Annotated in this window: 19 protein-coding genes and 1 pseudogene; 10 read left to right on the forward strand and 10 right to left on the reverse strand. The window is 68.6% G+C overall.

Translation table 11 applies throughout. The features are described 5' to 3' along the window. Nucleotides 1–271: 271 nt before the first annotated feature. The 5 genes from FKV24_RS01670 to FKV24_RS01690 are packed head-to-tail and all read right to left on the reverse strand — an operon-like array spanning nucleotide 272 to nucleotide 5,399. Nucleotides 272–1,156 (reverse strand): STM4011 family radical SAM protein, encoded by an 885-nt coding sequence (locus tag FKV24_RS01670; protein WP_141480963.1) that lies wholly within the window; start codon nucleotides 1,154–1,156, stop codon nucleotides 272–274. Nucleotides 1,157–1,175: 19 nt separating this feature from the next. Then, entirely contained in the window at nucleotides 1,176–2,534 is a 1,359-nt protein-coding gene (locus FKV24_RS01675; RefSeq protein ID WP_141480964.1) for an STM4012 family radical SAM protein, read from the reverse strand. Then, entirely contained in the window at nucleotides 2,531–3,352 is an 822-nt protein-coding gene (locus FKV24_RS01680) for an STM4013/SEN3800 family hydrolase (protein WP_141480965.1), read from the reverse strand. The genes FKV24_RS01675 and FKV24_RS01680 overlap by 4 nt, the downstream gene beginning before the upstream one ends. Further along, a complete protein-coding gene (locus FKV24_RS01685) occupies nucleotides 3,345–4,460 on the reverse strand; it encodes an STM4014 family protein (protein WP_141480978.1) in 1,116 nt (371 codons plus the stop codon). The genes FKV24_RS01680 and FKV24_RS01685 overlap by 8 nt, the downstream gene beginning before the upstream one ends. Before the next feature lie 27 nt (nucleotides 4,461–4,487). Next, entirely contained in the window at nucleotides 4,488–5,399 is a 912-nt protein-coding gene (locus FKV24_RS01690; RefSeq protein WP_141480966.1) for an STM4015 family protein, read from the reverse strand. Between the two features lie 487 nt (nucleotides 5,400–5,886). On the opposite strand from FKV24_RS01690, the gene rfbB reads away from it, so the two are divergent. The 5 genes from rfbB to FKV24_RS01715 all read left to right on the forward strand — a co-directional run bounded on the left by rfbB (nucleotide 5,887) and on the right by FKV24_RS01715 (nucleotide 11,516). Next, nucleotides 5,887–6,939: a dTDP-glucose 4,6-dehydratase gene (gene rfbB / locus FKV24_RS01695; protein WP_141480967.1), complete on the forward strand. Its 1,053-nt coding sequence runs from the start codon at nucleotides 5,887–5,889 to the stop codon at nucleotides 6,937–6,939. A 10-nt stretch (nucleotides 6,940–6,949) separates the two neighbouring features. Beyond that, nucleotides 6,950–7,834, forward strand: a complete 885-nt coding sequence (gene rfbA, locus FKV24_RS01700) for a glucose-1-phosphate thymidylyltransferase RfbA (protein ID WP_141480968.1) — start codon at nucleotides 6,950–6,952, stop codon at nucleotides 7,832–7,834. Next, nucleotides 7,831–8,388: a dTDP-4-dehydrorhamnose 3,5-epimerase gene (gene rfbC, locus FKV24_RS01705; protein WP_141480969.1), complete on the forward strand. Its 558-nt coding sequence runs from the start codon at nucleotides 7,831–7,833 to the stop codon at nucleotides 8,386–8,388. Before rfbA ends, rfbC begins: the two co-directional genes overlap by 4 nt. Beyond that, complete coding sequence (gene rfbD, locus FKV24_RS01710; protein WP_141480970.1) at nucleotides 8,385–9,287, forward strand: dTDP-4-dehydrorhamnose reductase; 903 nt, start codon at nucleotides 8,385–8,387, stop codon at nucleotides 9,285–9,287. Before rfbC ends, rfbD begins: the two co-directional genes overlap by 4 nt. A 231-nt stretch (nucleotides 9,288–9,518) precedes the next feature. Further along, nucleotides 9,519–11,516 carry an alpha/beta hydrolase family protein gene (locus FKV24_RS01715; protein ID WP_141480971.1) on the forward strand — a complete coding sequence of 666 codons (1,998 nt, stop codon included), beginning with the start codon at nucleotides 9,519–9,521 and terminating at the stop codon, nucleotides 11,514–11,516. A gap of 77 nt (nucleotides 11,517–11,593) precedes the next feature. On the opposite strand, the gene FKV24_RS01720 is transcribed toward FKV24_RS01715, so the two are convergent. Further along, nucleotides 11,594–13,321 carry a peptide MFS transporter gene (locus FKV24_RS01720; RefSeq protein WP_141480972.1) on the reverse strand — a complete coding sequence of 576 codons (1,728 nt, stop codon included), beginning with the start codon at nucleotides 13,319–13,321 and terminating at the stop codon, nucleotides 11,594–11,596. 191 nt (nucleotides 13,322–13,512) lie between these two features. On the opposite strand from FKV24_RS01720, the gene FKV24_RS01725 reads away from it, so the two are divergent. The 5 genes from FKV24_RS01725 (at nucleotide 13,513) to FKV24_RS01745 (ending at nucleotide 20,105) form a co-directional block, all read left to right on the forward strand. Further along, nucleotides 13,513–15,582 (forward strand): alpha/beta hydrolase family protein, encoded by a 2,070-nt coding sequence (locus tag FKV24_RS01725; protein WP_141480973.1) that lies wholly within the window; start codon nucleotides 13,513–13,515, stop codon nucleotides 15,580–15,582. 61 nt (nucleotides 15,583–15,643) lie between these two features. Next, nucleotides 15,644–16,915, forward strand: a complete 1,272-nt coding sequence (locus FKV24_RS01730) for a DUF819 family protein (RefSeq protein WP_141480974.1) — start codon at nucleotides 15,644–15,646, stop codon at nucleotides 16,913–16,915. A 194-nt stretch (nucleotides 16,916–17,109) separates the two neighbouring features. After that, the gene (locus tag FKV24_RS01735; protein WP_111265789.1) at nucleotides 17,110–18,795 is read left to right on the forward strand and encodes a carbon starvation CstA family protein; all 1,686 of its coding nucleotides are present in this window, start codon (nucleotides 17,110–17,112) and stop codon (nucleotides 18,793–18,795) included. Continuing rightward, nucleotides 18,795–19,073, forward strand: coding sequence for a cory-CC-star protein (locus FKV24_RS01740; RefSeq protein WP_111265790.1), 279 nt, complete (start codon nucleotides 18,795–18,797; stop codon nucleotides 19,071–19,073). The genes FKV24_RS01735 and FKV24_RS01740 overlap by 1 nt, the downstream gene beginning before the upstream one ends. A 9-nt stretch (nucleotides 19,074–19,082) precedes the next feature. Further along, complete coding sequence (locus FKV24_RS01745; protein ID WP_141480975.1) at nucleotides 19,083–20,105, forward strand: ArsA family ATPase; 1,023 nt, start codon at nucleotides 19,083–19,085, stop codon at nucleotides 20,103–20,105. A 306-nt stretch (nucleotides 20,106–20,411) separates the two neighbouring features. Here the strand turns inward: FKV24_RS01745 and FKV24_RS01750 are convergent. The 4 genes and pseudogenes from FKV24_RS01750 to FKV24_RS01765 all read right to left on the reverse strand — a co-directional run. After that, nucleotides 20,412–21,218 (reverse strand): annotated as a pseudogene (locus tag FKV24_RS01750) (Tle-like phospholipase domain-containing protein); the annotation flags it as partial. Between the two features lie 66 nt (nucleotides 21,219–21,284). Continuing rightward, on the reverse strand, nucleotides 21,285–22,040 hold the full coding sequence (locus tag FKV24_RS01755; protein ID WP_407067500.1) for an ankyrin repeat domain-containing protein: 756 nt from the start codon (nucleotides 22,038–22,040) through the stop codon (nucleotides 21,285–21,287). 430 nt (nucleotides 22,041–22,470) lie between these two features. After that, nucleotides 22,471–23,460, reverse strand: coding sequence for a magnesium and cobalt transport protein CorA (locus FKV24_RS01760; RefSeq protein WP_141480976.1), 990 nt, complete (start codon nucleotides 23,458–23,460; stop codon nucleotides 22,471–22,473). Nucleotides 23,461–23,500: 40 nt separating this feature from the next. Continuing rightward, nucleotides 23,501–24,720 (reverse strand): lipoprotein N-acyltransferase Lnb domain-containing protein (locus FKV24_RS01765; protein ID WP_249040868.1); only part of this gene is annotated, 1,220 nt, incomplete at its 5' end.

A 24,720-nucleotide genomic window follows, 5' to 3' on the forward strand; every position in this document is an offset into this window, starting at 1 on the left:
GCCAGGAGGCGCAGCCGCGCCGCGAGGCCCCGCCGGCCAAGTCGAACGACTTCGCCGACGATTTCGCCGACGACGACATCCCGTTCTGAGTCGCGGCACCGGCTGAGCTAGCGTTGCTCCCGGAAGGGCCCGCCAGGTGCGGGCCCTTTCTGTATTCCCCGGTGGCTGAGACCGGGCCACCGACGTGCCGGAGTAGACGTCGGCGCCGCCGTTGCGTGTCCTCCACCGATCGGGTCTATCAAGGACCGTGCCATGGCGGCAGTTGCGTCGCTCAGCGCCCCGCCGCCGCCGCGGGCATGGCCCAGGCCTGCCGCAGCGGAATGCGTTCCAGCAGCCCGCGGCCGAACTCGGCCTGGAACGGCAGGTCCTTGCGGTGGACGTAGCCGATGTAGCAGTCGCAGCAGGCGTTCGGGCAGGCGCGTTCGCGCAGGCCGGCGGCGAAGGAGCCGTCGTACAGGTTGCCCAGCCGTTCTGATACGAAGTGGCAGCGCCTGACCTCGCCGTTGCCGTCGACCGATATCACGTTCTCACCGGTCCAACAGGGCGCGCCCAGGCTCGGCGCCGGGTCGAGGTTGTAGCGGAAGTGCGGGTCGATAAGAGCGAGCCGTTCGACCTCCGCCGCCGAGTAGTAGCCCGGCGGGCGCTCGTCGTAGGCGTTGAGCCAGAGCGGCACGTGTGCGGGGAGACCGGCGCGCATCGCCTCGATCTCGTCCAGGTGCTCGCGCATCGCGACCATGCCGACGCTGTAGCGGACGCCACGGCGGTCCAGCTCGCGGCAGCGGCCGAGGAAGGCGTCGCGGTCGACCTGGTCCGGGTGATAGGTGCACCACAGCGCCAGCGCGTCGAGATCGGCCTCGTCCAGCCAGCGCAGGCCGACGCAGAGGTTGGTCTGGATCGCGACCCGGCGCAGGTGCGGCAGACGGCTCAGTCTGACCATGGCGTCGCGGTAGTGGCGCCGGACCAGTCCTTCGCCCCAGGGCGTGAACAGGACCGACAGCGGGTGCCGCGCCCGCTCCGCCCATGAGACGAAGCGCGCCAGTTCCTCGGCGTCCCGGCGCAGGGTCTCGCGGTCGTCGTAGGTCTTGGCGAACGGGCAGTAGCCGCAGTCGTAATTGCAACTGCTCAGGCGCCCGCGATAGAGCACGCTCAGGTGCATGCTCGCCTCGATTGGCGCGTCAGCCGACACGGTAGTCGCGCATCAGCGTGGCGACCGGGTCGGACACCAGCCACGGCCCGATGGTGTCGGAGCGGGCCATGCCGGCGTCGTTGAGCGCCAGCCGCGAGGCGTCGAAGCGCGCCAGGCCCAGTTCCAGCAGGTCGCGCAGCTGCGGCAGGTCGTCCAGACAGTCGCTGCCGAAGCGCTGTCGGTAGTCCTCGCGGTCCAGGCCCGGCTGGATCAGCAGCGACTGGATCACGTGACGGCGACGACGTTCGTCCAGGTCCAGGGCGATGCCGTAGTCGGCCCGGGCGAAGGACGCACCGTCGCGGGCGAGGTAGTCGTCGAGGATCTCGGCCACCGAGCGCCGGCTGACCCCGTACTCGCTCGAATAATGCAGGTGGGTGGTATACGAGCGTGCGCCGCAGCCGATCCCGACCATGCCGTCGCTCTGGCAGCAGTAGACCGGACCGTCGGCGTCGACCGCATGCGGCGCACGGAACATCCGCATCGACACCTGGGTATAGCCGGCAGCAAGCAGATGGTCGCGGCCGGCTTGGTACAGGTCGAGGCGCTCGTCCAGCGGCTCCGGTTGCAGCCGGAATCCGGTCTTGCCTTCCTTGCCGGCGATGCGTCCCAGACCGGTCACCGGGCGCACGTACAACGGATACAGGTACAACTCCTCCGGACGGTAGGCCAGCGCGGTGTCGATCGAGGTCAGGAAGCTGGCCACGCTCTGTCCTTCGATGCCGTAGATCAGATCCAGGTTCAGGGTCGGGAACCCGGCCTCGCGGATCGCGGCGATGGCGCGATCGACCACGTCGCGCTGCTGAGGACGCACCAGCGCGCGCACCTCCACGTCGCTGAAGCTCTGCACGCCCATGCTGATCCGATCGACGCCGGCCTCGCGGCAGACCCGCATCTTCTCCGCGTCGATCGTCTCCGGCGAGGCCTCGATGCCGGCGGGTATCGCGTGCAGGTCGATTGAGGCGTGCGTGCGCACCATGCCGAAGACGCGCCGCAGCTGCGACGCATCGAGATAGGTCGGGGTGCCGCCGCCCAGAGCGAATCGCACGAAGCGGTGTTGGTCCAGCGCGGTCGTGGTCGCCTCCAGCTGCCGCTCCATCTGGTCGAGGTAGGCCTCGACCCGGGCCGCGTCGGGGCGGGCCAGGGCGAACAGGTTGCAGAAGCCGCAGCGGTAGGAGCAGAACGGGATGTGCAGGTACAGGAACAGGGCGTCGCGGCGTTCGCCGGCCCATATCGCCGACAGTGGTCGCGCCGGTTCGAGCGGGCGGTAGGCGGTCTTGTGCGGATAGGAGTACGAGTAGGCCTGGTAGGGCGGCAGGCGCAGCAGGTCGGCGAGCGGTGGCGTGGTCATGGCGATAGGAAGAAATGCGCGTACGGCACGGTCATCACCACCTCGTGGGCGAGGCGGTGGCCGTGGAAGCCGTCCTCGCCGTAGGCGGTGCCGTGGTCGGAGCAGGCGATCACGAAGGCCGGGCTGCGCCGCCGCAACGCCCGCAGCAACGGCGCCAGCGCCGCGTCGACATGGCGCAGCGCGGCGCAGTGGCTTTCGAAATCGTCGTGGACGGCACCGTCGAGATAGTGCCGGTTGGGTTGGTGCAGCGCGGATACGTTGATGAAGACAAAGCAGCGCCTGCCGGCCAGTTGCGGGCTGTCCAGGCGTTCGCAGGCCAGTTCGACCTGGCGTTCGGTCGAATCCGCCGCGACCACCCCGAATTCCGGCCGCCAGTGGCTTTCCTCGAACAGCGACGGCAACTGCGAGCCCAGCGGATTGCGCTTGTTGAAGAAACCGACGCCGCCGATGCACAGCGTCCAATAGCCGGCGCGACGGAAGCCGGCGACGATGTTGTCGCAGTCGCGGAATACGTGGGTGTGCGCCGACGTGGTCTCGCTGCCTTCGAATTCCAGCGCGAACAGGCGCGGATGCGGCCCCGGCCGCGCCGGGGTCGGCAGGAACCCGGCGAAGAACGCCGCGTGGGCGGCATAGGTGAAGCTGCCTGGCGTGTGCCGGCGCTCCCAGCCGTCCGCCGGCAGGTGCGGCGCCAGCACCGGCAGCTCGCCGCGCTCGAAGCAGCGTTGGGCGGCGTCGAAGCGCAGGGTGTCCAGGGTCAGCAGCACGACGTCGTGGCTGCCGATCACGGCATTCATGTCGGGCAGGGCGATGTCAGACATGGGCAGGCTCGCCGAGCGAGCGCGGCGCCGTGCGCAGGCCGAGACGGGCCTGGTCCTGGTAGACGCTGCGGCCGTCGTGGCGCACGTCCAGCAGCAGGTCGCCGAAACCGTTGGCCTCCAGCACCCAGGCGCGGGGACCGCGGACGATGAGGTCGAAGCCGATCATCCGGCTGGACGGGAATGCGGCGGCGGCGCGGGCCACGGCGCTCTCGAGGCTGCCCTGTCCGCGCGGGTCCAGACAGGCGTCAACGGGCAGGCGCCGGTTGCCCAGGTGCAGGTTGGTCAGCGGCCCGCGCGAGCAGCGGGCGATGCGCTGGCGGGGGCGACCATCGAGCGCGACCGCGCGGATGTCGAAATGGCCGCCCTCCGCGTCGGGGACGGTGGGCTTGGGAATCCAGCGTTCGACATAGGCGCCCTGGTGCGCGAGCGCATCGACCAGGCGGGCGATCTGCGCGCGGTCCTCGTAACGACGTTGGCGCAACGAGTTGAACAGCCGCGTGCGGCCACCGTCGACGACCAGCTCGATCGGGCCGGTCGCGACCTCGCGGCCGGCCCGATTACGCCGGTAGGCCAGCACGCCGGCCCCCGATGAGCCATAACGGGCCTTGATGAAGACGCTGTCGCAGGCGTGCGTGTCGAGCCGGCTGTGCAGCTGGTCATGGCCGGCGATGGCGCCGAACAATGGCGGCACCTCGACGCCCGCGTCGGCCAGCCGCTGCTGGCAGGCCAGTTTGTCGGTCATCAGCGACAGCTCCGCCGGGGAATTGAGGTAGCGGGCGTCGGCGGGCATCGCCGCCAGCACGGCGGTGAAGCCGGCAGACCAGTACTGCTGATGGGCGAGTTCACCGTGTTGCAGTGGCGCCGGCGGTGCGCCCGGTCCGCCGGCCAGCTCCCAGCCGCGCCGCACCAGCGCGTCATGCAGGGCCGGGGCTTCGCCGGGCGACTCGAGCTTGACCAGGGCGTCGGGATGCCCGGCGAGGACCGTCTCCAGCCGGATGGCAGCGGTCAGCAGGTCGGCGTAGTCGACGACCACCGCGGCAGGCAGTCCGCGTGCGCGCAGCGCCGCCTGCATGCCCGCGATCCTGCGACTGGAACGCGGGCCGATCAGCAACCAGCGGGCGCTGCCGCTCACGGCCTATTCGGCGACCGCGACATAGCGCTCGCCGTCGTCCTCCTCCTCGGGATCGTCGAGCACGACCGTGCAGGGAAGCGCCTGCAGCTTCTGCTGCCATGCCGCCGAGATGTAGTGATGGCTCAGGTCGATCCGCTCGATGCCGCCCAGGTGGGCGCTCTCCACCAGTGCCTGTGCACCGGTGTCGCCGATCGTGCCCAGCGACAGGTCGAGGACCTTCAGCGAACCCAGCCACGGCTGCGTCGCCAGCCAGGTCGCCAGCGCGTCGCTGATGCAGGCGTCGCGCAGGCCGAGGTAATCCAGGCGCTCGGGTCCGATCGCCTGCAGCAGGCGCTGGTAGGTCGCCAGCTCGCCGTCGAAGCCGTAGTTCTCGTCGCCCAGCCACAGCTCCAGGTGGCGCAGGGCCGGCAGCTTCGATCCCGCGATCGCCTCGACGAGGGTCGAGGGCAGACCGCCGCACTCGATCGCCAGCTCCTGCAGGTGCGCGTGCTCGAAGGCCCGCAGCTCCAACGAGCTCGAGCCGCGGATGCGCAGCGACTGCAGCAGCGGGAACGCCTCCAGCAACGGGTTGTAGCCGCACTGAATAATCCACGAGATCTCGCAGTCTTCGTAGGTCATGTCGCCGACGAACAGGGCGCGCAGCGCGGACAACTCGTCCCGGCGCGCGATCAGGCCGTTGAGATAGCCCTCCGGACCGTCGTCGTGGGCTTCCGACCAGGGGCCGATGATCAGCGCTTCGATCGAGCCGGGGTCGACCTGCGAGAACAGGTGGGCAAGCAGCTCGTCCTGGCTCTCCTCGCTGTCGTACTCCTGGTAGAGGCGGTAGACCACATCGCCATCGCTGGCCTTGTCGCCCATCCTGAAATCGACGACCGGCTTGCCGCGATAGGTCTGTGTGTATTCGCCAATGGTCATGGAAACGTCCCTGTGCAGGTGGTGTGGAAGGTCCGGGATGGTGCGTCCGGCAGGGGCTGGAGGTTAGCAGAGGCCGATTGCGGCACGGTTGCCCGGGTCTGGCCTTGTGGGTGGCGGTGATACCAGTGGTGGGCGCCGGGTTCGTTCGCGCGCCCGCCGCGCCCGAATCTGAACGCCACCATGGCGGAGGCGGGGCGCGTGGACGGACTGGGACCGTCTGCCTGCGCCGGCCGCGGAGCTTGGGCTATCCTTCCTGGCCAGGCAGACAGCGCCCTTTTCGCAACCGTGTGTACGCAATGGCTGGGGTCGGCCGCATGCCCGACGAAAGTCGGGCTTCATGGCCGGCGACTGGCTGTATCTGGTTGAAAATAAAGGGCATTCCGTTTCTGTCAGAATGTGGCGGGCGGCCGCGGGTGCTGTGCGCCGGACGACGGGCGGATGCGATCGGCGCCGATTTCCTTTCAATTGACAGTCATTGGAGTAGTTGATGCCAACCTGGCTTGTGACCGGCGGAGCCGGATTCATCGGGGGCAATTTCGTATTGGGCGCGGTGGCGCAGGGCATCAGGGTGGTGAACCTCGATGCGCTGACCTATGCGGGCAATATGGACACGCTGTCCTCGCTTGAGGGCGACCCCAATCACGTGTTCGTGCAAGGCGACATCGGCGATGCCGGGCTGGTTGCCCGCCTGCTCGCCGAGCACCGGCCGGATGCGGTGATCAATTTCGCCGCCGAGAGCCATGTCGACCGCTCGATCGATGGCCCCGCCGCGTTCGTGCAGACCAACGTGGTCGGCACTCTGAGCCTGCTGGAGAAGACTCGCGATTACTGGAAGGCGTTGGAGCCGGCGGAGCGGGACGCGTTCCGTTTCCTGCATGTGTCCACCGACGAGGTCTACGGCAGCCTGGGCGAGACCGGCAAGTTCAGCGAGACCACGCCGTACGCGCCCAACTCGCCGTATTCGGCGTCGAAGGCCGCATCCGACCACCTGGTGCGCGCCTTCCACCACACCTACGGTCTGCCGGTACTGACCACCAACTGCTCGAACAACTACGGGCCGTACCACTTCCCGGAAAAGCTGATCCCGCTGGTGATCGCCAGGGCCCTGGCCGGCGAACCGCTGCCGGTCTACGGCGACGGCAGACAGGTGCGCGACTGGTTGTTCGTGCGCGACCACTGCGAGGCCATCCGTACCGTGCTGGAGCGGGGACGCATCGGCGAAACCTATAACGTCGGCGGCAACTCGGAGAAGCAGAACATCGAGGTGGTGAAGACCATCTGCCGTTTGCTCGACGAACGTCGTCCGCGCGAGGATGGCAAGCCGCGCGAGAGCCAGATCGCCTTCGTCGCCGATCGTCCGGGCCACGATCGCCGCTACGCGATCGATGCCAGCAAGCTGAAGAACGAGCTGGGCTGGGAGCCGCGATACACCTTCGAGCGCGGTATCGCCGAGACCGTCGACTGGTATCTGGACAACCAGCCGTGGGTGCAACGCGTGCTCGATGGCAGCTACCGTCTCGAACGCATCGGCCAGGGCTGAGGGAGTACGCATGGCACGCAAGGGCATCATCCTCGCCGGAGGTTCCGGCACCCGTCTGTATCCGATCACCCAGGGCATCAGCAAGCAGCTGTTGCCGGTCTACGACAAGCCGATGATCTACTACCCGCTCAGCGTGCTGATGCTGGCGGGCATCCGCGATGTGCTGATCATCAACACCCCGCACGAGCAGCCGTTGTTCCGCAGTCTGCTCGGCGACGGCTCGCAGTGGGGCATGAACCTGGAGTACGCGGTGCAGCCCAGCCCGGATGGGCTGGCGCAGGCGTTCCTGATCGGACGCGAGTTCCTGGCCGGTCAGCCCAGCTGCCTGGTGCTGGGCGACAACATCTTCCATGGCCCCGGACTGACTGCGATGCTCAAGCGTGCCGACGCCCGCGAGCAGGGCGCGACCGTGTTCGGCTACTGGGTGCGCGATCCGGAGCGTTACGGCGTGGCCGAGTTCGATGGCCAGGGCCGGGTGGTCAGCCTGGAGGAGAAGCCGAGCCAGCCGCGCTCCAACTACGCGGTCACCGGTCTGTATTTCTACGATGGCCGCGCCAGCGACATCGCTGCCGACCTCAAGCCCTCGCCGCGCGGCGAGCTGGAGATCACCGATCTCAACAAGCGCTATCTCGACGAGGGCTCGCTGCATCTGGAGCAGCTTGGCCGCGGCTATGCGTGGCTCGACACCGGCACCCACCAATCGCTGCTGGAAGCGTGCAACTACATCGAGACGATCGAGGCGAGGCAGGGGCTGCGGGTCTGCTGCCCCGAGGAGATCGCCTGGAACAACGGCTGGATCGACGACGACAAGCTGGCCGAGCTGGCCCGTCCGCTGTCCAAGAACGGCTACGGCGAATATCTGCTGGGGCTGACCAAGCGAGGGTTCGTGCCATGAAGGTGATCGAGACCGGTCTGCCCGGCTGCCTGGTGATCGAGCCGCAGGTGTTCGGCGATGCGCGCGGCTTCTTCTTCGAGTCGTTCAACCACGACAAGCTGGCCGAGCACGGGCTGAGGCCCGCGTTCGTGCAGGGCAACGTGTCCTCCTCCAGTCAGGGCGTGCTGCGCGGACTGCACTATCAGTGGCCACGGCCGCAGGGCAAGTACGTGTCGGTGATCGAGGGCGAGGTCTGGGACGTGGCCGTCGACATCCGTCGCGGCTCGCCGCATTTCGGGCGTTGGGCCGCGGTGCATCTGAGCGCGGAGAACAAACGCCACTTCTGGATTCCCGAGGGCTTCGCCCACGGCTTCGTCACCCTCAGCGAGCGCGCCGTGTTCACCTATCTGTGCACCGCCACCTACGACCGCGAGGCCGATGCCGGCATCCGCTGGGACGATCCGGACCTGGCGATCGACTGGCCGGTCGGTGCGCCGCAACTGTCGGAGAAGGACGCACGCGCGCCGTTTCTGAAGGACGTCGCCGAGGAACGGCTGCCGTTGTTCGTGCCATGAAGCTGCTGCTGCTGGGAGGCAACGGCCAGCTCGGCCGCGAACTGCGGCGCAGCCTGGCGCCGCTGGGGGAACTGATCGTCACCACCCGCGATGGGCGCCTGGAAGCGGGGTCGGGCGCGGCACTGCCGCTGGATCTGTCCGACCTCGAGGCGATCGCTGCCGTCGTCGATCGGGTCGGGCCCGACGCCGTGGTCAATGCGACCGCCTACACCGCGGTCGACAAGGCCGAGAGCGAGCGCGAGCTGGCGTTCCGGATCAATGCCGAGGCACCGGCGGCGCTGGCGGCCGCCTGCGCGACGGCCGGCATCCCGCTGCTGCATTATTCGACCGACTACGTGTTCGACGGGCAGGGCACGCGGCCCTACCGTGAGGACGACCCGACCGCGCCACTGGGTGTCTATGGCGAGAGCAAGCTGGCCGGCGAACTGGCGGTCCAGGCCAGCGGCGCCGGACACCTGATCCTGCGAACCGCCTGGGTCCATGCCCTGCATGGGCACAACTTCCTGCGCACGATGCTGCGCCTGGCCGGCGAGCGCGATGAGTTGCGCGTGGTTGCCGACCAGGTCGGCAGCCCGACCCCGGCCTGGCTGATCGCCGACGTCAGCGCGCGAATCCTCGCCGATGGCGTGGGGCCGTCGGCGCTGTTGCACCTGACCTGCACCGGCGAATGCAACTGGCAGGAGTTCGCCAGCGAGATCATGCGGCTCGGCGTCGCCAGCGGGCGTATCGGGCAGGCACCGAAAGTCATCCCGATCAGCACCGCCGAGTACCCGACCCCAGCCCGTCGTCCGGCCTATTCGGTGCTGGACACGCGGCGCCTGACCGAGCGCTACGGGATCGAACTGCCGCGGTGGCAAGACGCCCTGGTGCGGACCCTGTCGGCGCACGATCCGCTCTGACGCGGCCCGGGTCCGGCGGACGCCATCGACCCGCCCCGACCCCGCCGTGCGTCGCATGGGCGCCGCGGCTAGACTGGAACCGACCGGTCGTGGCGACCGGGTCGGCGACAGGACCGCCGGCCACGCGGATGGCGCCCTCGCCGTCGCGACGGCACGATCATGGTCAGGAGACTGGATCAATTGGGTGGCTGAAGCAGGGGGACTGTGCCGGCCGCGTAAACGGAGAGTCGGATGAACAAGCTCATTCTTGCTGCCGCGATCGCCGGTGCGGCGACGTTGTGCGGCATGGCCGATGCCCAGGCCGTCGATGTCGACAACTACATCAAGCGCGACAGTTTTTCGGACATCAAGATATCCCCGAACGGCGACTACTACGCCGCGACCGTGCTGCAGGAGGACAGGACTTCGCTGGCGATCCTCAGCCGAGAGACGGGCGAGGTGACCGGCAGTTTCACCCTGGAGCGGAACAAACACGTGATCGACTTCGACTGGGTGAATCCAGAGCGGGTGGTGATCAGCACCGCCCAGAAGTTCGGGTTGCTGGCGCAGCCGCTTGCGGACGGGAACCTGTATGCGATCGATGCCGATGGCAGCAACCCCGAGATCCTGGTGGGGCAGTCGGTCGGCGGCAACGGGCTGGGAACCCGCATCCAGCCCAAGAAGGTCGAGCGCGTCGCGGCATTCCTGGTCGACGACCTGCCCGAGGACGATACCTATGTCGTGGTGTCGGCCACCCCGTTCAACGAGAACCCCTACACGCGCGCCGACCGCCTGGACGTCAACACCGGCAGGCGCAGCAAGATCGCGACATCGCCGGTGCGCAACGCGACCTTGACCACCGACAACGAAGGCGAGGTGCGCTTCGCCCTCGGTGCCGGCGTCGACAACGTCAGCAAGCTCTACTACCGGGCTGCGTCAGGCGCCGACTGGGAGCTGATACGCGACGAGGCCGTGACCCGTCTGATCGAGTCGCCCCTGGGCTTTTCCCGCGACAACAGCCTGGCCTATTTCCGGGCCGAGCGCGCCCGCGGACCCGACGCGATCGTGGCCTACGACGTCGGTAACTGGACGGACGCGCGCGAGCTGGCACGTGATGACCGGGTCGATCCGTACCGGGTCATCTACCGGAACAACTCGCACGAGCCTGTCGGTGTGATGTACATGGACGGCAGGCCTCGCACGGTGTTCTTCGATCCGCAGTCCACTGAGGCCCGCCTGTACAAGAGCCTGGAGGCGGCATTCCAGGGGCAGGCGGTGGTAATCACCTCCCGCAGCGACGACGACCGCTATGTCCTTGCCGCGGTCTGGAGCGATACCTCGCCGGGCGACTACTTCCTCTACGACACCGTCGAGAAGAAGGCCGAGCACGTTCTGAGCCGCGCGCAATGGATCGATCCGGCCGCGATGGCGGCCACTCGGCCGGTGACCATTCCGGCTCGCGACGGCCTGCAACTGCACGGCTACCTGACCGTGCCCAGGGGCAGCGATGGCCGGGGGCTGCCGACGATCGTATTGCCGCACGGCGGGCCCTACTATGTGCGCGACACTTGGGGTTTCGACCCGGAAGTACAGTTGCTTGCCGATGCGGGCTATGCGGTTCTGCGGGTGAATTTCCGCGGTTCCCAGGGCTACGGCAAGGCGTTCGAGCAGGCAGGCGTCAGGCAGTGGGGACTGGCGATGCAGGACGACCTCACCGACGCGACCCGCTGGGCGATCGAGCAGGGACACGCTGATCCCGCGCGGATCTGCCTGTACGGCGCCAGCTACGGCGCTTATGCGTCATTGATGGGCGTGGCCAAGGAGCCGGATCTGTATCGGTGCGCCGCCGGCTATGTAGGCGTTTACGATCTGCCGGTCATGCAGGGCGAGGATGCGAGCAACAACCGTCGCCTGGGCAACTGGTCGCGGGACTGGGTGGGCGATGACACCGCGGCGCTGGCCGCGGCGTCCCCGAACCGGATCGCGCAGAGGATCAAGGTGCCGGTGTTCCTGGCTGCGGGCAAGGAGGACGAAGTCGCGCCGCCCAAGCACACCGAACTGATGGAAAAGGCGCTCAAGGAGGCGGGGGTTGCAGTCGAGGCGAGCTACTTCAGCGGCGAGGGCCACGGCTTCTACAAGGAAGAAAACAAGCGCGAGTACTACACAGGCTTGCTGGCATTCCTGGCCCGGCACCTCGGCGGCGAGGTCGCGACGGCCGCGGCCGGGGGCGCCGCCGACACCGGCAAGTGAGCGTCCGCTGACGCAGCGATGCAAACGACAACGGCGCCCCAAGGGCGCCGTTGTCGCATGTGGTGCCGGGCGGAGGTTTACTTCACCCCATGCATCCAGCGTCGGGCCAATGGGGTCAGCACCAGGAACACGATGCCCGAGCCGATGCCGATCCAGACCATCAGCCAGAACAGTTCGCCGTACTTGCCGGCGGCTTCGGCCATGTCGATCGCGGCGCCCTCGGCGATCTCCAGCGAGGCGAGCTTGCCGAACTGCGCGGCCAGCACCTCCGAATAGGCGGTGGCGAGCCAGAACGCGCCCATCATCAGCCCGACCACGCGAGCGACCGAGAGCTGGGTCACCGCCGACAGGCCGATCGGCGACAGGCACATCTCGCCGATCTCCAGCACGAAGTAGGCCAGCACCAGCCACCACACGCTGGCCATCGCGCCGCTGCTGCCGGCGTGCTGCGCGGCCATCAGCATCGGCACGAAGGCCAGGCCGGCGAAGATCAGGCCGATCCCCATCTTGGCCGGCTTGCTCGGGTTGAGCCCGCGCTTGTCCAGCCACGGCCACAGCCAGGAGAAGATCGGCGCCAGCACCACGATGAAGAACGCACCAAGGAAGGTCAGCGAGCCGGCGGTCTGCTTGACCAGCACGATGTCGTGGGCGATCGCCACGAACAGGCCGATCACCATCAGCACCACCAGGCCCTTGGCGACATCGCCGCGGCCGCGGTCGCTGGCCATCAGCGCGGCGATCATCAGCGGCGGGCTGGCGGCCAGCGAATACACCGCCCACGGCAGCGCCGGTACGTAGCCGTTGTCGGACAGGCCGAACATGTCCTTGGTCAGCAGGCGGTCGGTGAAGGTCACCCACGAACCGTAGGTTTGTTCGTACAGAGTGAAGAAGATCAGCACGCCGAAGATCAGCAGCACCAGGGTGATCATCTGTTGGCGTTGCACCTTGTTGCACTGGGTGACCAGGAACCAGATGAACCACACCAGCAGCAGCAGCGCGATCACGTGCATCGCCGAGTGCACCGTCCAGGTGCGCTGGATCAGCTGCCAGACCACCGCCACGCCACCGAGGCTGCCCAGGTAGATCCACCACTCGCGCGACAGCGGGCCGACGCGGTGGGCCAGCTTGGCCGGGTCGTTGGGTTCGGCATGGCCGTGCAGGTACTTCTGGCCCCACACGAACATCACCAGGCCTGCCAGCATGCCGATGCCGGCGGCGCCGAAGCCGTAGCTCCAGCCGTAGGTCTCGCCGAGGAAGGCGCAGATCAGCGAGGCGAACAGCGCACCGACGTTGATGCCGGCGTAGAACAGGGTGAAGCCCGAATCGCGACGCGGGTCGTTCTCGGCATACAGTTTGCCGACGATGGTCGAGATGTTCGGCTTCAGGAAGCCCACGCCCATGATGATCAGCGCCAGCGACAGGTAGAACACCTGCAGCGCGCCCTCGTCGCGGACGACCTTGCCGGCGACCATCCTGGCCTGCTCGCCCTCGAACGCCATCCCGATGTGGCCCAGCACCAGCAGCACGCCGCCCAGCAGCACCGCCTTGCGCATGCCCAGGTAGCGGTCGGCGAGCAGGCCGCCGATCACCGGCACCGCGTAGACCAGGCCGCCGTAGGCGCCGAGCAGGTCGTAGCCGGCGTCGTCGCCGAACAGGTGGTACTTCAGGATGTACAGCAGCAGCAGTGCCTTCATGCCGTAGAAGGAGAAGCGCTCCCACATCTCGGTGAAGAAGCAGACGAACAGGCCCTTGGGATGGCCGAGGAAGTCGTCGGTGTTGACGCGGGTGGCAGCGCTTGCGGTCACGGCAGGCTCCGTATTGCGCGCGCGGGGCGCGGGAAATCCGGCGAGTATAGCGGTGGCGCGCCGGCGGTCCCGGCGTCGGCGACGCGCGTTTTCTGTTGCGCCGCAGCATTCGGTGGCATGGCCTGCGGACTTTGCCCGCGCCGGCCATGCGCCCTAACATCGAGCGTTTCGCCCCCCTGCTGGAGCCTTTCATGAGCCTTCGCCACGCCGTCCTGCCGCTGCTGATCGCGGCCGCGCTGCCCGCCAGCCTTCCCGCGTCCGCCGCCGAGCGCGGCTTCGACGTGCGCGACATGGCATCGATGGACCGCTTTTCGTCGCCGGCCCTGTCGCCGAACGGTCGCCACATCGTGTTCGCCAAGCGCGAGGCCGATCTGGAGGCGAACAAGGCCAGCAGCAGCCTGTGGATCGAGGACTTGTTCGCGCGCGACGCGGCGCCGCCGAAACGGCTGACCCCGGAGGGTTGGAGCGTCAACTCGCCGGCGTTCTCGCCGGACGGTCGCAAGGTCTACTTCCTCAGCGGCAAGTCCGGCTCCTCGCAGCTGTACGCGATCGACGTGGCCGGCGGCCAGCCGCGCCAGCTGACCGACTTCCCGGTCGATGTCGGCGGCTTCCGGATCTCGCCGGACGGCGGCCGCGTCGCCTTCAACGCCGAGGCCTTCCCCGACTGTGCCGGCGACCTGGCCTGCAACAAGACGCGCCTGGACGAGCGCGGCGCGTCCAAGCAGAGCGGGGTGGTGTTCGACCGCATGTTCATCCGCCACTGGGACACTTGGAACGACGGCCGTCTCAACCGCGTGTTCGTCGCCCGCTTGGGCGATGCGCCGGCGAAGACCGCGACCCTGGTGGGTGCCGACGTGGTCGGCGACGTGCCGTCGAAGCCGTTCGGCGACAGCAGCGAGTACACCTGGGCGCCGGACGGACAGTCGCTGGTGCTGAGCGCGCGACTGGCCGATCGCGAGGAACCGTGGTCGACCAATTTCGACCTCTACCAGGTCAACGCCGACGGCAGCGGCCGGGCGAAGAACCTGACCGCGACCAACAAGGCCTGGGACACCGGCGCGACTTTCAGCGCCGATGGCGCCACGCTGTACTACCAGGCGATGAAGCGCCCGGGCTTCGAAGCCGACCGCTTCGGCCTGATGGCGATGGACATGGCCAGCGGCACCACCCGCGAGATCGCGCCGGACTGGGACCGCTCCGCTGGCGGCATCACCCTGTCGGCGGACGGCGCGACGATCTACACCGCGGTGCAGGAACTGGGCGAGCATCCGCTGTACGCGGTCGACATCGCCAGCGGCGAACCGCGCAAGCTGGTCGGCGACGGCAGCGTGTCGTCGGTGCAGCTGGCCGGGCCGACCCTGGCCTTCACCCGCGCCAGCCTGAAGAGCGGCAACGTGATCCTCACCACCGGCACCGATGCGGCGGCACTGCGTGCGATCACCCCGGACGCCGGCGAGATGCTGCCGGAGGTGAAATTCGGCGACTTCGAACAGTTCAGCTTCAAGGGCTGGAACGACGAGACCGTGTACGGCTACGTGGTCAAGCCGTGGAACTACGCCGAGGGCCAGACCTATCCGGTCGCCTTCATCATCCACGGCGGTCCGCAGGGCAGTTTCGGCAACGGCTGGAGCTACCGCTGGAATCCGCAGACCTATGCCGGCCAGGGCTACGCGGTGGTGATGATCGACTTCCACGGCTCCACCGGTTATGGCCAGGCGTTCACCGATTCGATCAGTGGCCACTGGGGCGACCGTCCGCTGGAGGACCTGCAGAAGGGCTGGGCCGCGGCGCAGCAGAAGTACGCCTTCCTCGACGGCGACCGCGCCTGCGCGCTGGGCGCCAGCTACGGCGGTTACATGATCAACTGGATCGCGGGCAACTGGAACCAGCCCTGGAAGTGCCTGGTCAATCACGACGGCGTGTTCGACCAGCGGATGATGGGCTACGCCACCGAGGAGCTTTGGTTCACCGAGTGGGAGAACGGCGGCACTCCGTACGCCAATCCCGCCGGCTACGAGAAGTTCAACCCGGTCAACCACGTCGAGGATTGGCGGGTGCCGATGCTGATCGTGCACGGCCAGCTCGACTACCGCATCCCGGTCGAGCAGGGCATCGCCGCGTTCACCGCGCTGCAGCGCCAGGGCATCGAGTCGAAGTTCCTGTACTTCCCGGACGAGAACCACTGGGTGCTCAAGCCGCAGAACAGCGTGCAATGGCACGACACGGTCAACGGCTGGCTGAAGCAGCACATCGGCCAGTAAGCCGTTACCCGCGCCGTCCCGTCGCCCGACGGGACGCACCATCCGTCGTACCGGAGTTCCCATGGCCGCAGCCACCGATCCTTCCGCCAGCACCGCGCTGATCACCAACGACGCCGTCGTGATGGGCCTGCTGGCCGTCACCCTCGGCGCGATCTTCTGGACCGCGTCGCGTCCCGACGGCTTCTGGAAGAAGTTCTACACCTACGTGCCGGCCCTGCTGCTGTGCTATCTGATCCCGGCGGTGTACAACAGCATCGGCCTGATCGACGGCAACGACAAGACGCTGTACGTGATGGCGCGCGACTACATGCTGCCCAGTGCGCTGGTGCTGCTGTGCATCGCGATCGACCTGGGCGCGATCCTGCGCCTGGGGCCGAAGGCGGTGATCATGTTCCTGACCGGCACCGTCGGGGTGATGCTCGGTGCGCTGGTCGCGTTCGGTGCGATGAGCGTGATCCATCCGGAGACGGTGGCCGGCGACACCTGGCGCGGGATGACCACGGTCGCCGGCAGCTGGATCGGCGGCGGCGCCAACCAGGCGGCGATGAAGGAGGTGTTCGAGGTCGATAAATTCGATCCGGACATGTTCGGCCAGTTTGTCGCGGTCGACGTGCTGGTCGCCAACCTGTGGATGGCGGTGCTGCTGTTCCTGGCCGCGCGCTCGGAGGCGTTCGACCGCTGGACCGGTGCCGACACCTCGGCGATCGAGGACATGAAGCGGCGGATCGAAACCTACCAGGCCGAGCACTCGCGGATTCCCTCGCTGACCGACCTGATGGTGATCCTGGCCGTGGGCCTGGGCGCGACCGGTCTGTCGCATTTCCTGGCCGAGCCGATGGTCGCCTGGATCGGCGGCCTGCCCGAGAACTGGAATCTGGAAGACTACAGTCTGGATTCGGGCTTCTTCTGGATGGTGGTGTTCGCGACCACGATCGGCCTGGGCCTGAGCTTCACCCGAGCCCGCTCGCTGGAGGGCGCCGGCGCCTCCAGGGTCGGCTCGGCGATGCTGTACGTGCTGGTGGCGACGATCGGCATGCACATGGACATCGGCGCGTTGCTCGACAAGCCAGGACTGTTTGGGCTGGGCCTGATCTGGATCAGCGTGCACGCCGGCCTGCTGCTGATCATGGCCAAGCTGATCCGGGCGCCGCTGTTCTTCATGGCGGTCGGCTCGCAGGCCAATGTCGGCGGCGCCGCCTCCGCGCCGGTGGTCGCCAGCGCGTTCCATCCGGCGCTGGCGCCGGTCGGCGTGCTGCTGGCGGTGCTGGGCTATGCGCTGGGCACCTATTGCGCCTACCTGACCGGACAGATGCTGAGGGTCGTGGCAGGCTGACCGTGGCGGGTTGAAGCGGCGTCCGGAGCCGGTCCGGACGCCTCGTGTTGCGGCGCAAAAAACGCGCCTCGATCGCTGCAACTTTAGTCGCAAAGCCCGCTCTGGCGGCGTTTTCGGCTTCCAATCCGCCCTTCGACGTTCCATGCTCCGGGCCAGACGCCCCGGGTCGACCGGGGGCGGACGGAGGGCATGCCGTGAGTTCCATCGCGCTAATGATCGTCGGCCTCGCCATCATGGCGATCGGCTTCTTCTTCTACTCGAAGTTCATCGCCGAGAAGATCTACCGGCTCGATCCGGACTTCCGCACCCCCGCGCACGAGCTGCGCGACGACGTCGACTTCGTCCCGACCAACAAGTTCGTGCTGTGGGGCCACCACTTCACCTCGGTGGCCGGCGCGGCGCCGATCGTCGGTCCGGCGATCGCGGTGATCTGGGGTTGGCTGCCGGCCTTCCTGTGGGTCACGCTGGGCACGGTGTTCTTCGCCGGCGTGCACGACTTCGGCGCGTTGTGGGCCAGCGTGCGCAACAAGGGCAAGTCGATCGGCACCCTGACCGGCACCGTGATCGGCAACCGCGCGCGCAACCTGTTCCTGGTGGTGATCTTCCTGCTGCTGCTGATGGTCAACGCGGCGTTCGCGGTGGTGATCTCCAACCTGCTGGTCGCCAACCCCGCCTCGGTGATCCCGACCTGGGGCGCGATCGTGGTGGCGCTGTGCATCGGCCAGGCGATCTACCGCTTCAAGGTGCCGCTGCTGTGGCCGTCGATCATCGGCGTGGTGGTGCTGTACGCGCTGATCTTCCTCGGCCAGTCGTTCCCGATCACCCTGCCCGAGTCGGTGCTCGGATTCGGACCGAAGGCGCAGTGGATCATCCTGCTGTTCGCCTATGCCGGCATCGCCTCGCTGCTGCCGGTGTGGGTGTTGCTGCAGCCGCGCGACTACATCAACGGCCTGCAGCTGTTCGTCGGTCTCGGCCTGATGTACGCGGCGACCCTGTTCTTCGCGCCGGAGATCGTCGCGCCGGCGGTCAATGCCGACGTTCCGGAGGGGACGCCGGGGATCGTGCCGCTGCTGTTCGTGACCATCGCCTGCGGCGCGATCAGCGGCTTCCACGGGTTGGTCGCCTCCGGCACCAGTTCCAAGCAACTGGACAAGGAGACCGACGCCCGCTTCGTCGGCTACTTCGGCGCGATCGGCGAGGGCATGCTGGCGCTGGCCGCGATCATCGCCTGTACCGCCGGCTTCGCCAGCCTCGGCGAGTGGCAGGGCATCTACGACAAGTTCGGCTCCGGCGGCGTGGTCGCCTTCGTCAATGGCGGCGGCAACATCCTCGCCAACGGCCTGGGCCTGGACCCGGGCCTGGGCAGCACGATCCTGTCGGTGATGGCGATCCTGTTCGCGGCGACGACGATGGACACCGGCCTGCGCCTGCAGCGCTACGTGGTCCAGGAGGCGGCCGAGATCGTCGGCGTCAAGCCGGTGCAGAAGGGCTGGCTGGCGACCCTGGTCGCGCTGGGCACCTGCCTGGCGCTGGCCTTCGGCGCCGGCGGCGACGGTTCCGGCGGGATGGTGATCTGGCCGCTGTTCGGCACCACCAACCAGTTGCTGGCGGGCCTGACCCTGGCGATCCTGTCGGTGATCCTGATCAAGCAGCGGCGCCCGGTATGGTTCACCGCGATCCCGCTGGTGTTCCTGCTGGTGATGTCGGTGATGGCGCTGCTGGTCCAGCTGGGCAAGTTCTACGCCGACCAGAACTGGCTGCTGCTGGGCATGGACATCGTGATCCTGGTCGCGGCGCTGTGGGTGGCGATGGAGGCGATCGTGGCGATGGCGCGCGGCGCCGGCGGCGACCAGCCGGCGACCGAGGCGGGGCCGCGCTGATGGCGGACAAGGGCCCGCGCGAGGACACCCCGCTGGCGCGGATCGCGGCCGGACTGCAGGAGTTCTACGTCGCGCCGTACCGGCGGACCTTCGCCCGCGCCCGACGCGACGAGGACGATCTGTTCATGCTGCTGGTGTTCGCCGAGACGCTCGGTGTGCCCAATCCCGCCGCCTGCTACACGATGGAGTTGATGCCGGTAATGTACGAGCGCTTCCACGACTGGCATCGGCGGATGGGCATGGAGCGCTCGCCGCTCGACCACATCGGCTGCTGCTGAGGCGACGCGATGCTGCTGGAGCTGGCGCGTTCGCGGCGGGTGCTGTTCGTCGGCGGCAAGGGCGGCGTCGGCAAGACCACGGTCGCCGCCGCGACCGCGCTGGCGATGGCCAACGAGGGCAGGCGCGTGCTGCTGGTGTCGACCGACCCGGCGCACAACCTCGGCCACCTGTGGGGCTGCGAGGTCGGTGCGCGGGTGCGGCGACTGGCGCCGAACCTGGACGGTCTCGAACTGGATCCGGAGCAGACCGCGCGCGCGCACCTGGACGAGGTCGGCGCCGCCCTGCGCCGGCTGATGCCCGAGCACCTGGCCGGCGAGGTCGACAAGCACATGGCGCTGTCGCGCGACACGCCGGGCATGCACGAGGCGGCCCTGCTGGAGCGCATCGCCGAGCTGGTTGTCGGGCTCGACGGCGGGCTCGACGAAGGGCAGGGCGGCCACGATCTGCTGGTGTTCGACACCGCGCCCTCGGGGCACACCGCGCGGCTGATGGCGCTGCCGGAGATGATGTCGGCCTGGGTCGACGGCATGCTGCATCGGCAGGCGCGCAGCCGTCACTTCGGCGAATTGCTGCGCGGGCTGGGACGCGACGACTCGGTCGGCGCGCAGGTGCTGGGCAAGCATCCGTCCGGCTCCACCGGCGAGGACGCGGGCGACAGCCGAGACGACCGTATCCGCGGCCAGCTCAACCGCCGCCGCCGTCGCTTCGAGCATCTGCGCGAGGTGGTCGGCGACCGCGCCCGCACCGCCTTCGTCATCGTGCTGACCGCCGAACGTCTGCCGGTGCTGGAGACGATCGAGCTGGAGGCGCAGTTGCGGCGCTCGAAGGTGGCGGTGGGCGGCCTGGTGGTGAACAAGCGTTCGCCCACCGACGCCGGCGACTTCCTTGCCGGGCGTGCGCGACTGGAGCAGGCCTACATCGACGAGTTGCGCGCGGCGCTTCCGGGTCTGCCGCTGCTGCAACTGCCGCTGCTGGCGGGCGAGCCGGTCGGTCGCGATGCGCTGGAGGCGTTCGCCGCGGGCCTGGCCTGATCGCCAGCGTCGGCACGACCGGCAAAATGAAACCGCCGCCCCCCCGGAAGGGGAGCGGCGGCCATGTTTCCGGCGTTGCCGGGCTCAGCGGCCCATCGCGGCCTGCTCGGCAGCCTGTTGCTGCTGCGCCTGGTCCTGGTTGCGGGTCGCCTCCAGCGCGGGGCGGTTCGCGGCGCGTTCGTTGTCCCAGGCCTGCTGGGTGGACGGGTCGATCTGCCCGGCCAGCAAGCGTTCCAGGCGCGAGTTGGCGTCCTGTCCCGAGCGCATGGCGCCGAAGTCGGAGTGGCGCACCGACAACCCGGCGGCGTCCTGGGCCTCCATCACCGAATCGATGTAGTGCAGGTCGACCCGGTGCATCAGCATCTTGCCCGGCACGATGCGCTGGAAGAACGACAGCGGATCGGGGTCCGGCAGTTCGATCCGGGTGCCGGGCGCGTCCGGCATCGCGTACTTCAGCGGGAAGCTGTCTTCCTGCAGGTGGGTCAGGATCTCGCTCTTGACCGCGTAGCTGCGGATCAGGCCCTGCTCGGCTTCCTGCTTGAGCACGTCGGCATCGAAGCCATAGCGCTCCAGGGTGCGGTCGTTGACGCCGGCGGCGTTGAAGGTGACCGCGGGCACTTCGTGGACCATGCTCGCCGCCGCGGCCAGGCCGCCGCCCAGCGAGTGGCCGGTGATCACCAGATTGTCGCCGTAGGCACGCTCGGCCTGGCCGGCCAGGGCGATCGCCTGGTCGTACTGGGCGTCGCGCAGGCCCAGGCCCTGGCGCAGGTTGTGCTTCCAGTCGCGGCCTTCGTCGGTGCCGGTGAAGGCCAGCACCACGTGGTCGTGCTCGTTGATGTAGAAGTTGGCGCCAAAGCCGCTCTTGCCGTCGTGCAGCAGGCTCGGGTCGATGCCGGCATCGCGCAGCACCGCGTCGCTCATGCGCGACCAGCCTTCCGGCGGATTGGAGGCTTCGAAGTCGCGACCGCGACGCTCGTCGGTCCAGTTGTAGTTGTCCTGCAGGATCGCGGACAACTGGCGGTCGATCTCGTGCGGCTGGCGGCCGGCGATCTGGTCGGCGAAGCTGTCGCCGTGACCGGGTTGGGAAGAGAATGTTTCCTGCTGGGCTCTCATCGCAGCTCCTTGCGGTGACAGGCCATCCGGGCCTGTCGGTTAATCGACGTTACGGTTCGGGCGGGCTCAGGGCGTGGCGATGCCCTTGGCCTTCAGCCAGTCGCGGACTTCCTGCCGTGCGGCGCGGGCCGGCGCGTTCAGGCGCGCGTCGGAGCCGGCGAACAGGGCCTGCTGGAAGGTCTCTCCGCGGCCGTTGGCGGCATCGGGATCGACGCCCGCGTTGAGCAGGCGCAGTACGCCCTCGGCGTCGTTCACGTTGGCGGCGACGTGCAGCAGGCCATTGCCCATCGAATCCTTTCGCTGCAGGTCGGCGCCGGCGCCGATCAGCATGTCGATCTGCGCGTTGCGGCGGCTCTGTACGGCACGGAACACCGGCGTCCAGCCGCCACGCGGGCTGACCGTGTCGACCGGTGCGCCGTGGTCGATCAGGACCTTCAGGTACTGCGGGTCCTCGACCATCGCCGCCATGTGGGCGACGGTGTCCTGGTCGGTGGCCGGCTGGGCCGGATCGGCGCCGACCTCCAGCAGGGTCGCCAGGGCGGCGGGCTGCTGGTTCCAGATCGCCCATTCGAGCAGGGTGACGCCGTCCTCGCCCTGCGTGGACAGGTCGTGGGCGGGCGCCAGCTCGCGGATGCGATCGAGATCGCCGGCGGCCACGGCATCGGCCAACGGCTGGATCGACGGATCGCTGAACGGGGTGCTGGTCTCTTTCATGGATGCTGACATGCGATTTTGCTCCTTGGCACTGCTGGGTCCTGCGGTGCATGAAACCATGAGGATGGAGGCGACGAAGGCCGCCAACAGGGTGACTGCTTTACGCATTTCGGATCGCTCCGGTCGCGAAGATGGGTCGCGATGACAGGGGCCTTGGTCTGTGCTTCGTTCGGCGTAGGATCGTGCCGCCCCGGGATGGCCGTCGGGCGCGGCGTGCGTCGCGGCGCCGCAGGCGGTCTGCGGTCGGGGCGGGCAACATCGCATGGCGGCGACTCGGGGACGGCCTGGAGGGCCGGGGCTGTGGCTCCGCATCGCCGCGTCATCGCTCGGTCGTGTATCGGCATACACTCGCTCACTCTTCCCTGCGTTGCAGACCCGCAGGCCCGGCACGACCGGCTGCGGAACGGGTCACAGGCCACTCCTTGGCCCACTGCGATCGAGCCTATCACGGTTTCCCGACTGGTCCGTATGGTGAGAGCCTGGGAAATTGTGATTAACATCACACTGCGCGAGCCGCGTGGAGGTCGTGGACGGACGCCTACAGCCAGCCGGCGCGACGGAACAGCCGGTACAGGGCATAGCTGGTCAGCGACACGACGCCGATCAGCGCCGCATAGGCGTAGCGCTCGTCGAGCTCGGGCATGTGCACGAAGTTCATGCCGTACCAACTGGTGATCAGGGTCGGCGCGGCCAGCAGGGCCGCCCAGGCGCCGAGCCGCTTGACCGTCTCGCCCTGCTGCACCGTCACCAGCGACAGGTTGGTGCTGACCGCCGCGGTCAGCATCTCGCGCAGCATGTCGGTGATCTCGTTCATCCGCAGCACGTGGTCGTGGACGTCGCGGAAGTAGGGCTGGATGTCGTCGTCGATCAGTGCGTGGCGGGTGCGGCTGAGCTGGCCCAGCAGGTCCTGCAGCGGCGAGACCGACATCCGCAGCCGGGTCAGTTCGCGCTTGAGCGTGTACAGCCGCCGGACCACGCGCGGATGGAAGGTCTCGCCGAGGATGTCGCGCTCCAGCAGGTTCAGCTCGGTGTCGAATTCGTCGACGATCGGCTGGTAGTTGTCGACGATCATGTCGAGCACCGCGTACAGCGCCGCGCCGGGGCCGTGGCGCAGCAGTTCGGGCTCGCGCTCCATGCGTGCGCGGGCCGGCGCGTAGCTGATCGAGGCGCCGTGGCGGACGGTGATGAAGTAACGCTCGCCGACGAAGATCTGGGTCTCGCCGAAGCCGATTGCGTCGTCGACGCGCTGGGCGGTGCGCAGGGCGATGAACAGCGAGCCGCCGTAGCCCTCTATCTTGGAGCGCTGGTGGGCGTTGTGGGCGTCCTCCACGGCGAGGTCGTGCAGGTCGAAGGTGGCCTGCAGCTGCTCCAGCAGGGCCTCCTCGGGCTGGTACAGGCCGACCCAGACGAAGCGGACCTCGCGGTCGGCCATGGCCTCGGCAATCTCGTCGAGCACGATGTCGCGACGTTGGCCGCGGTGATCGTAGGCCGAGCAGTTGACGACGCAGCGCGGGTTGCCGGTGTGCATGCGCGCATCGTGCACGCTGCTCCGGGGCCGGGCAACCGCCTCAGTCGCCGATGGCGTCGCCGCGGATGCGCCGGAAGGCCATCCACAGGCCGATGTGGACGGGGGCCAGCAGCACGATCCAGTGGAGGTTGCGCTGCGGATAGACCTGGAGCCAGTAGAAGAACAGCGCGGCCAGCGGCAGCGCGGCGACGACCAGCAGCAGTCGCGGCAGCCAGGCGCCGGGACGGCGGCCGCGCAGCACCTGCCACGCGCCCGGCAGCGACAACCAGCACAACGGACTCATCAGCAGCAGGTTGCGGTTGGCCCAGCCGAAGCGGTGCTCGGTGCCGAACCAGATGAACAGCATCAGCGCGCCGAGCAGGCCGCACAGGGTCCAGAACGGCAGTGCGAATGCGGCGACCGCGCGCGGGCGGCGGGCCGACAGCCGGATCAGCGCGAACGCGAGCAGGACGCCGGCCAGCGCCCACGGCCACCAGGCGATCGACTGTTCGACCGGTTCCGGCGGCAGCCGTTGCGGCAGGAGCCGTTCCTCGGCGGCGACGATCGGCCGGCCGGTGGCGGGGTTCTTCACCTCGCGCAGCGCGCGGGCCAGACGCATCGGCACGAAGGACTCGCCCCACAGCGGTTGCGGCGCGTCCGCGGCCGGTCCCAGGCCCAGATCGAAGCCCAGCCACATCCACGGCGCTGGACGCGCCAGGCGCAGCGCCTCGCTGCGGAAGCTGGTGCCGTGGGAGCGCCCCTGCAACTGCCGATGGAGACCGCCGTCGAGCGCGCCGTCGAGCGCGTCGCGGACCCGGGTCGAGCAGTTGTCGAGGAAGTAGTCGTAGCGGTAGCGCGCGTTCTCGGGGCGGGCGTTGCGCGCCAGCGCGTCGGCCAGTTGCCTGGCCTGCGCCGGGGTCAGGTCCAGCCACTGCACCGAGACCCCGCGGCCGACGTGGTCGTAGTAGCGCAGGTCGTCGTTGAACGGGATCGCCGCGAGCTTGTAGCGCATGTCGCCGCGGACGAAGCGGGCGACGAAGTCGGACTCGCCGGGGTCGAAGAAGCCGAAGTTGTAGGCGATCGCCTGTCCGCTCGCGGGCGCGTCGACCAGCAGCGCGTTGTGGCCGAAGCGCTCGAAGAACACCTCGCCCGGCAGCATCGTCACCATGCCGATCCGGGGCGCCGCCGCAGCGTCGTCGGTTCCGGTTTGCGCCGCGACCGGCGCCGGAGCGGCCGGGTCCGCGGGCGCCGCGCCCTGGGCGAGGAGACCGGTCGGCGCGG

Source organism: Marilutibacter maris, from assembly GCF_006546735.2.
In the GTDB taxonomy this organism is placed as follows: domain Bacteria; phylum Pseudomonadota; class Gammaproteobacteria; order Xanthomonadales; family Xanthomonadaceae; genus Marilutibacter; species Marilutibacter maris.

Excerpts from the sequence above, each read along its gene's own strand:
- FKV24_RS01670 (WP_141480963.1), bottom strand. The coding sequence starts at position 1,156 with ATGCACCTGAGCGTGCTCTATCGCGGGCGCCTGAGCAGTTGCAATTAC.
- FKV24_RS01675 (WP_141480964.1), bottom strand. The coding sequence starts at position 2,534 with ATGACCACGCCACCGCTCGCCGACCTGCTGCGCCTGCCGCCCTACCAG.
- FKV24_RS01680 (WP_141480965.1), bottom strand. The coding sequence starts at position 3,352 with ATGTCTGACATCGCCCTGCCCGACATGAATGCCGTGATCGGCAGCCAC.
- FKV24_RS01690 (WP_141480966.1), bottom strand. The coding sequence starts at position 5,399 with ATGACCATTGGCGAATACACACAGACCTATCGCGGCAAGCCGGTCGTC.
- rfbB (WP_141480967.1), top strand. The coding sequence starts at position 5,887 with ATGCCAACCTGGCTTGTGACCGGCGGAGCCGGATTCATCGGGGGCAAT.
- rfbA (WP_141480968.1), top strand. The coding sequence starts at position 6,950 with ATGGCACGCAAGGGCATCATCCTCGCCGGAGGTTCCGGCACCCGTCTG.
- rfbC (WP_141480969.1), top strand. The coding sequence starts at position 7,831 with ATGAAGGTGATCGAGACCGGTCTGCCCGGCTGCCTGGTGATCGAGCCG.
- rfbD (WP_141480970.1), top strand. The coding sequence starts at position 8,385 with ATGAAGCTGCTGCTGCTGGGAGGCAACGGCCAGCTCGGCCGCGAACTG.
- FKV24_RS01715 (WP_141480971.1), top strand. The coding sequence starts at position 9,519 with ATGAACAAGCTCATTCTTGCTGCCGCGATCGCCGGTGCGGCGACGTTG.
- FKV24_RS01725 (WP_141480973.1), top strand. The coding sequence starts at position 13,513 with ATGAGCCTTCGCCACGCCGTCCTGCCGCTGCTGATCGCGGCCGCGCTG.
- FKV24_RS01730 (WP_141480974.1), top strand. The coding sequence starts at position 15,644 with ATGGCCGCAGCCACCGATCCTTCCGCCAGCACCGCGCTGATCACCAAC.
- FKV24_RS01740 (WP_111265790.1), top strand. The coding sequence starts at position 18,795 with ATGGCGGACAAGGGCCCGCGCGAGGACACCCCGCTGGCGCGGATCGCG.
- FKV24_RS01745 (WP_141480975.1), top strand. The coding sequence starts at position 19,083 with ATGCTGCTGGAGCTGGCGCGTTCGCGGCGGGTGCTGTTCGTCGGCGGC.
- FKV24_RS01755 (WP_407067500.1), bottom strand. The coding sequence starts at position 22,040 with ATGCGTAAAGCAGTCACCCTGTTGGCGGCCTTCGTCGCCTCCATCCTC.
- FKV24_RS01760 (WP_141480976.1), bottom strand. The coding sequence starts at position 23,460 with ATGCACACCGGCAACCCGCGCTGCGTCGTCAACTGCTCGGCCTACGAT.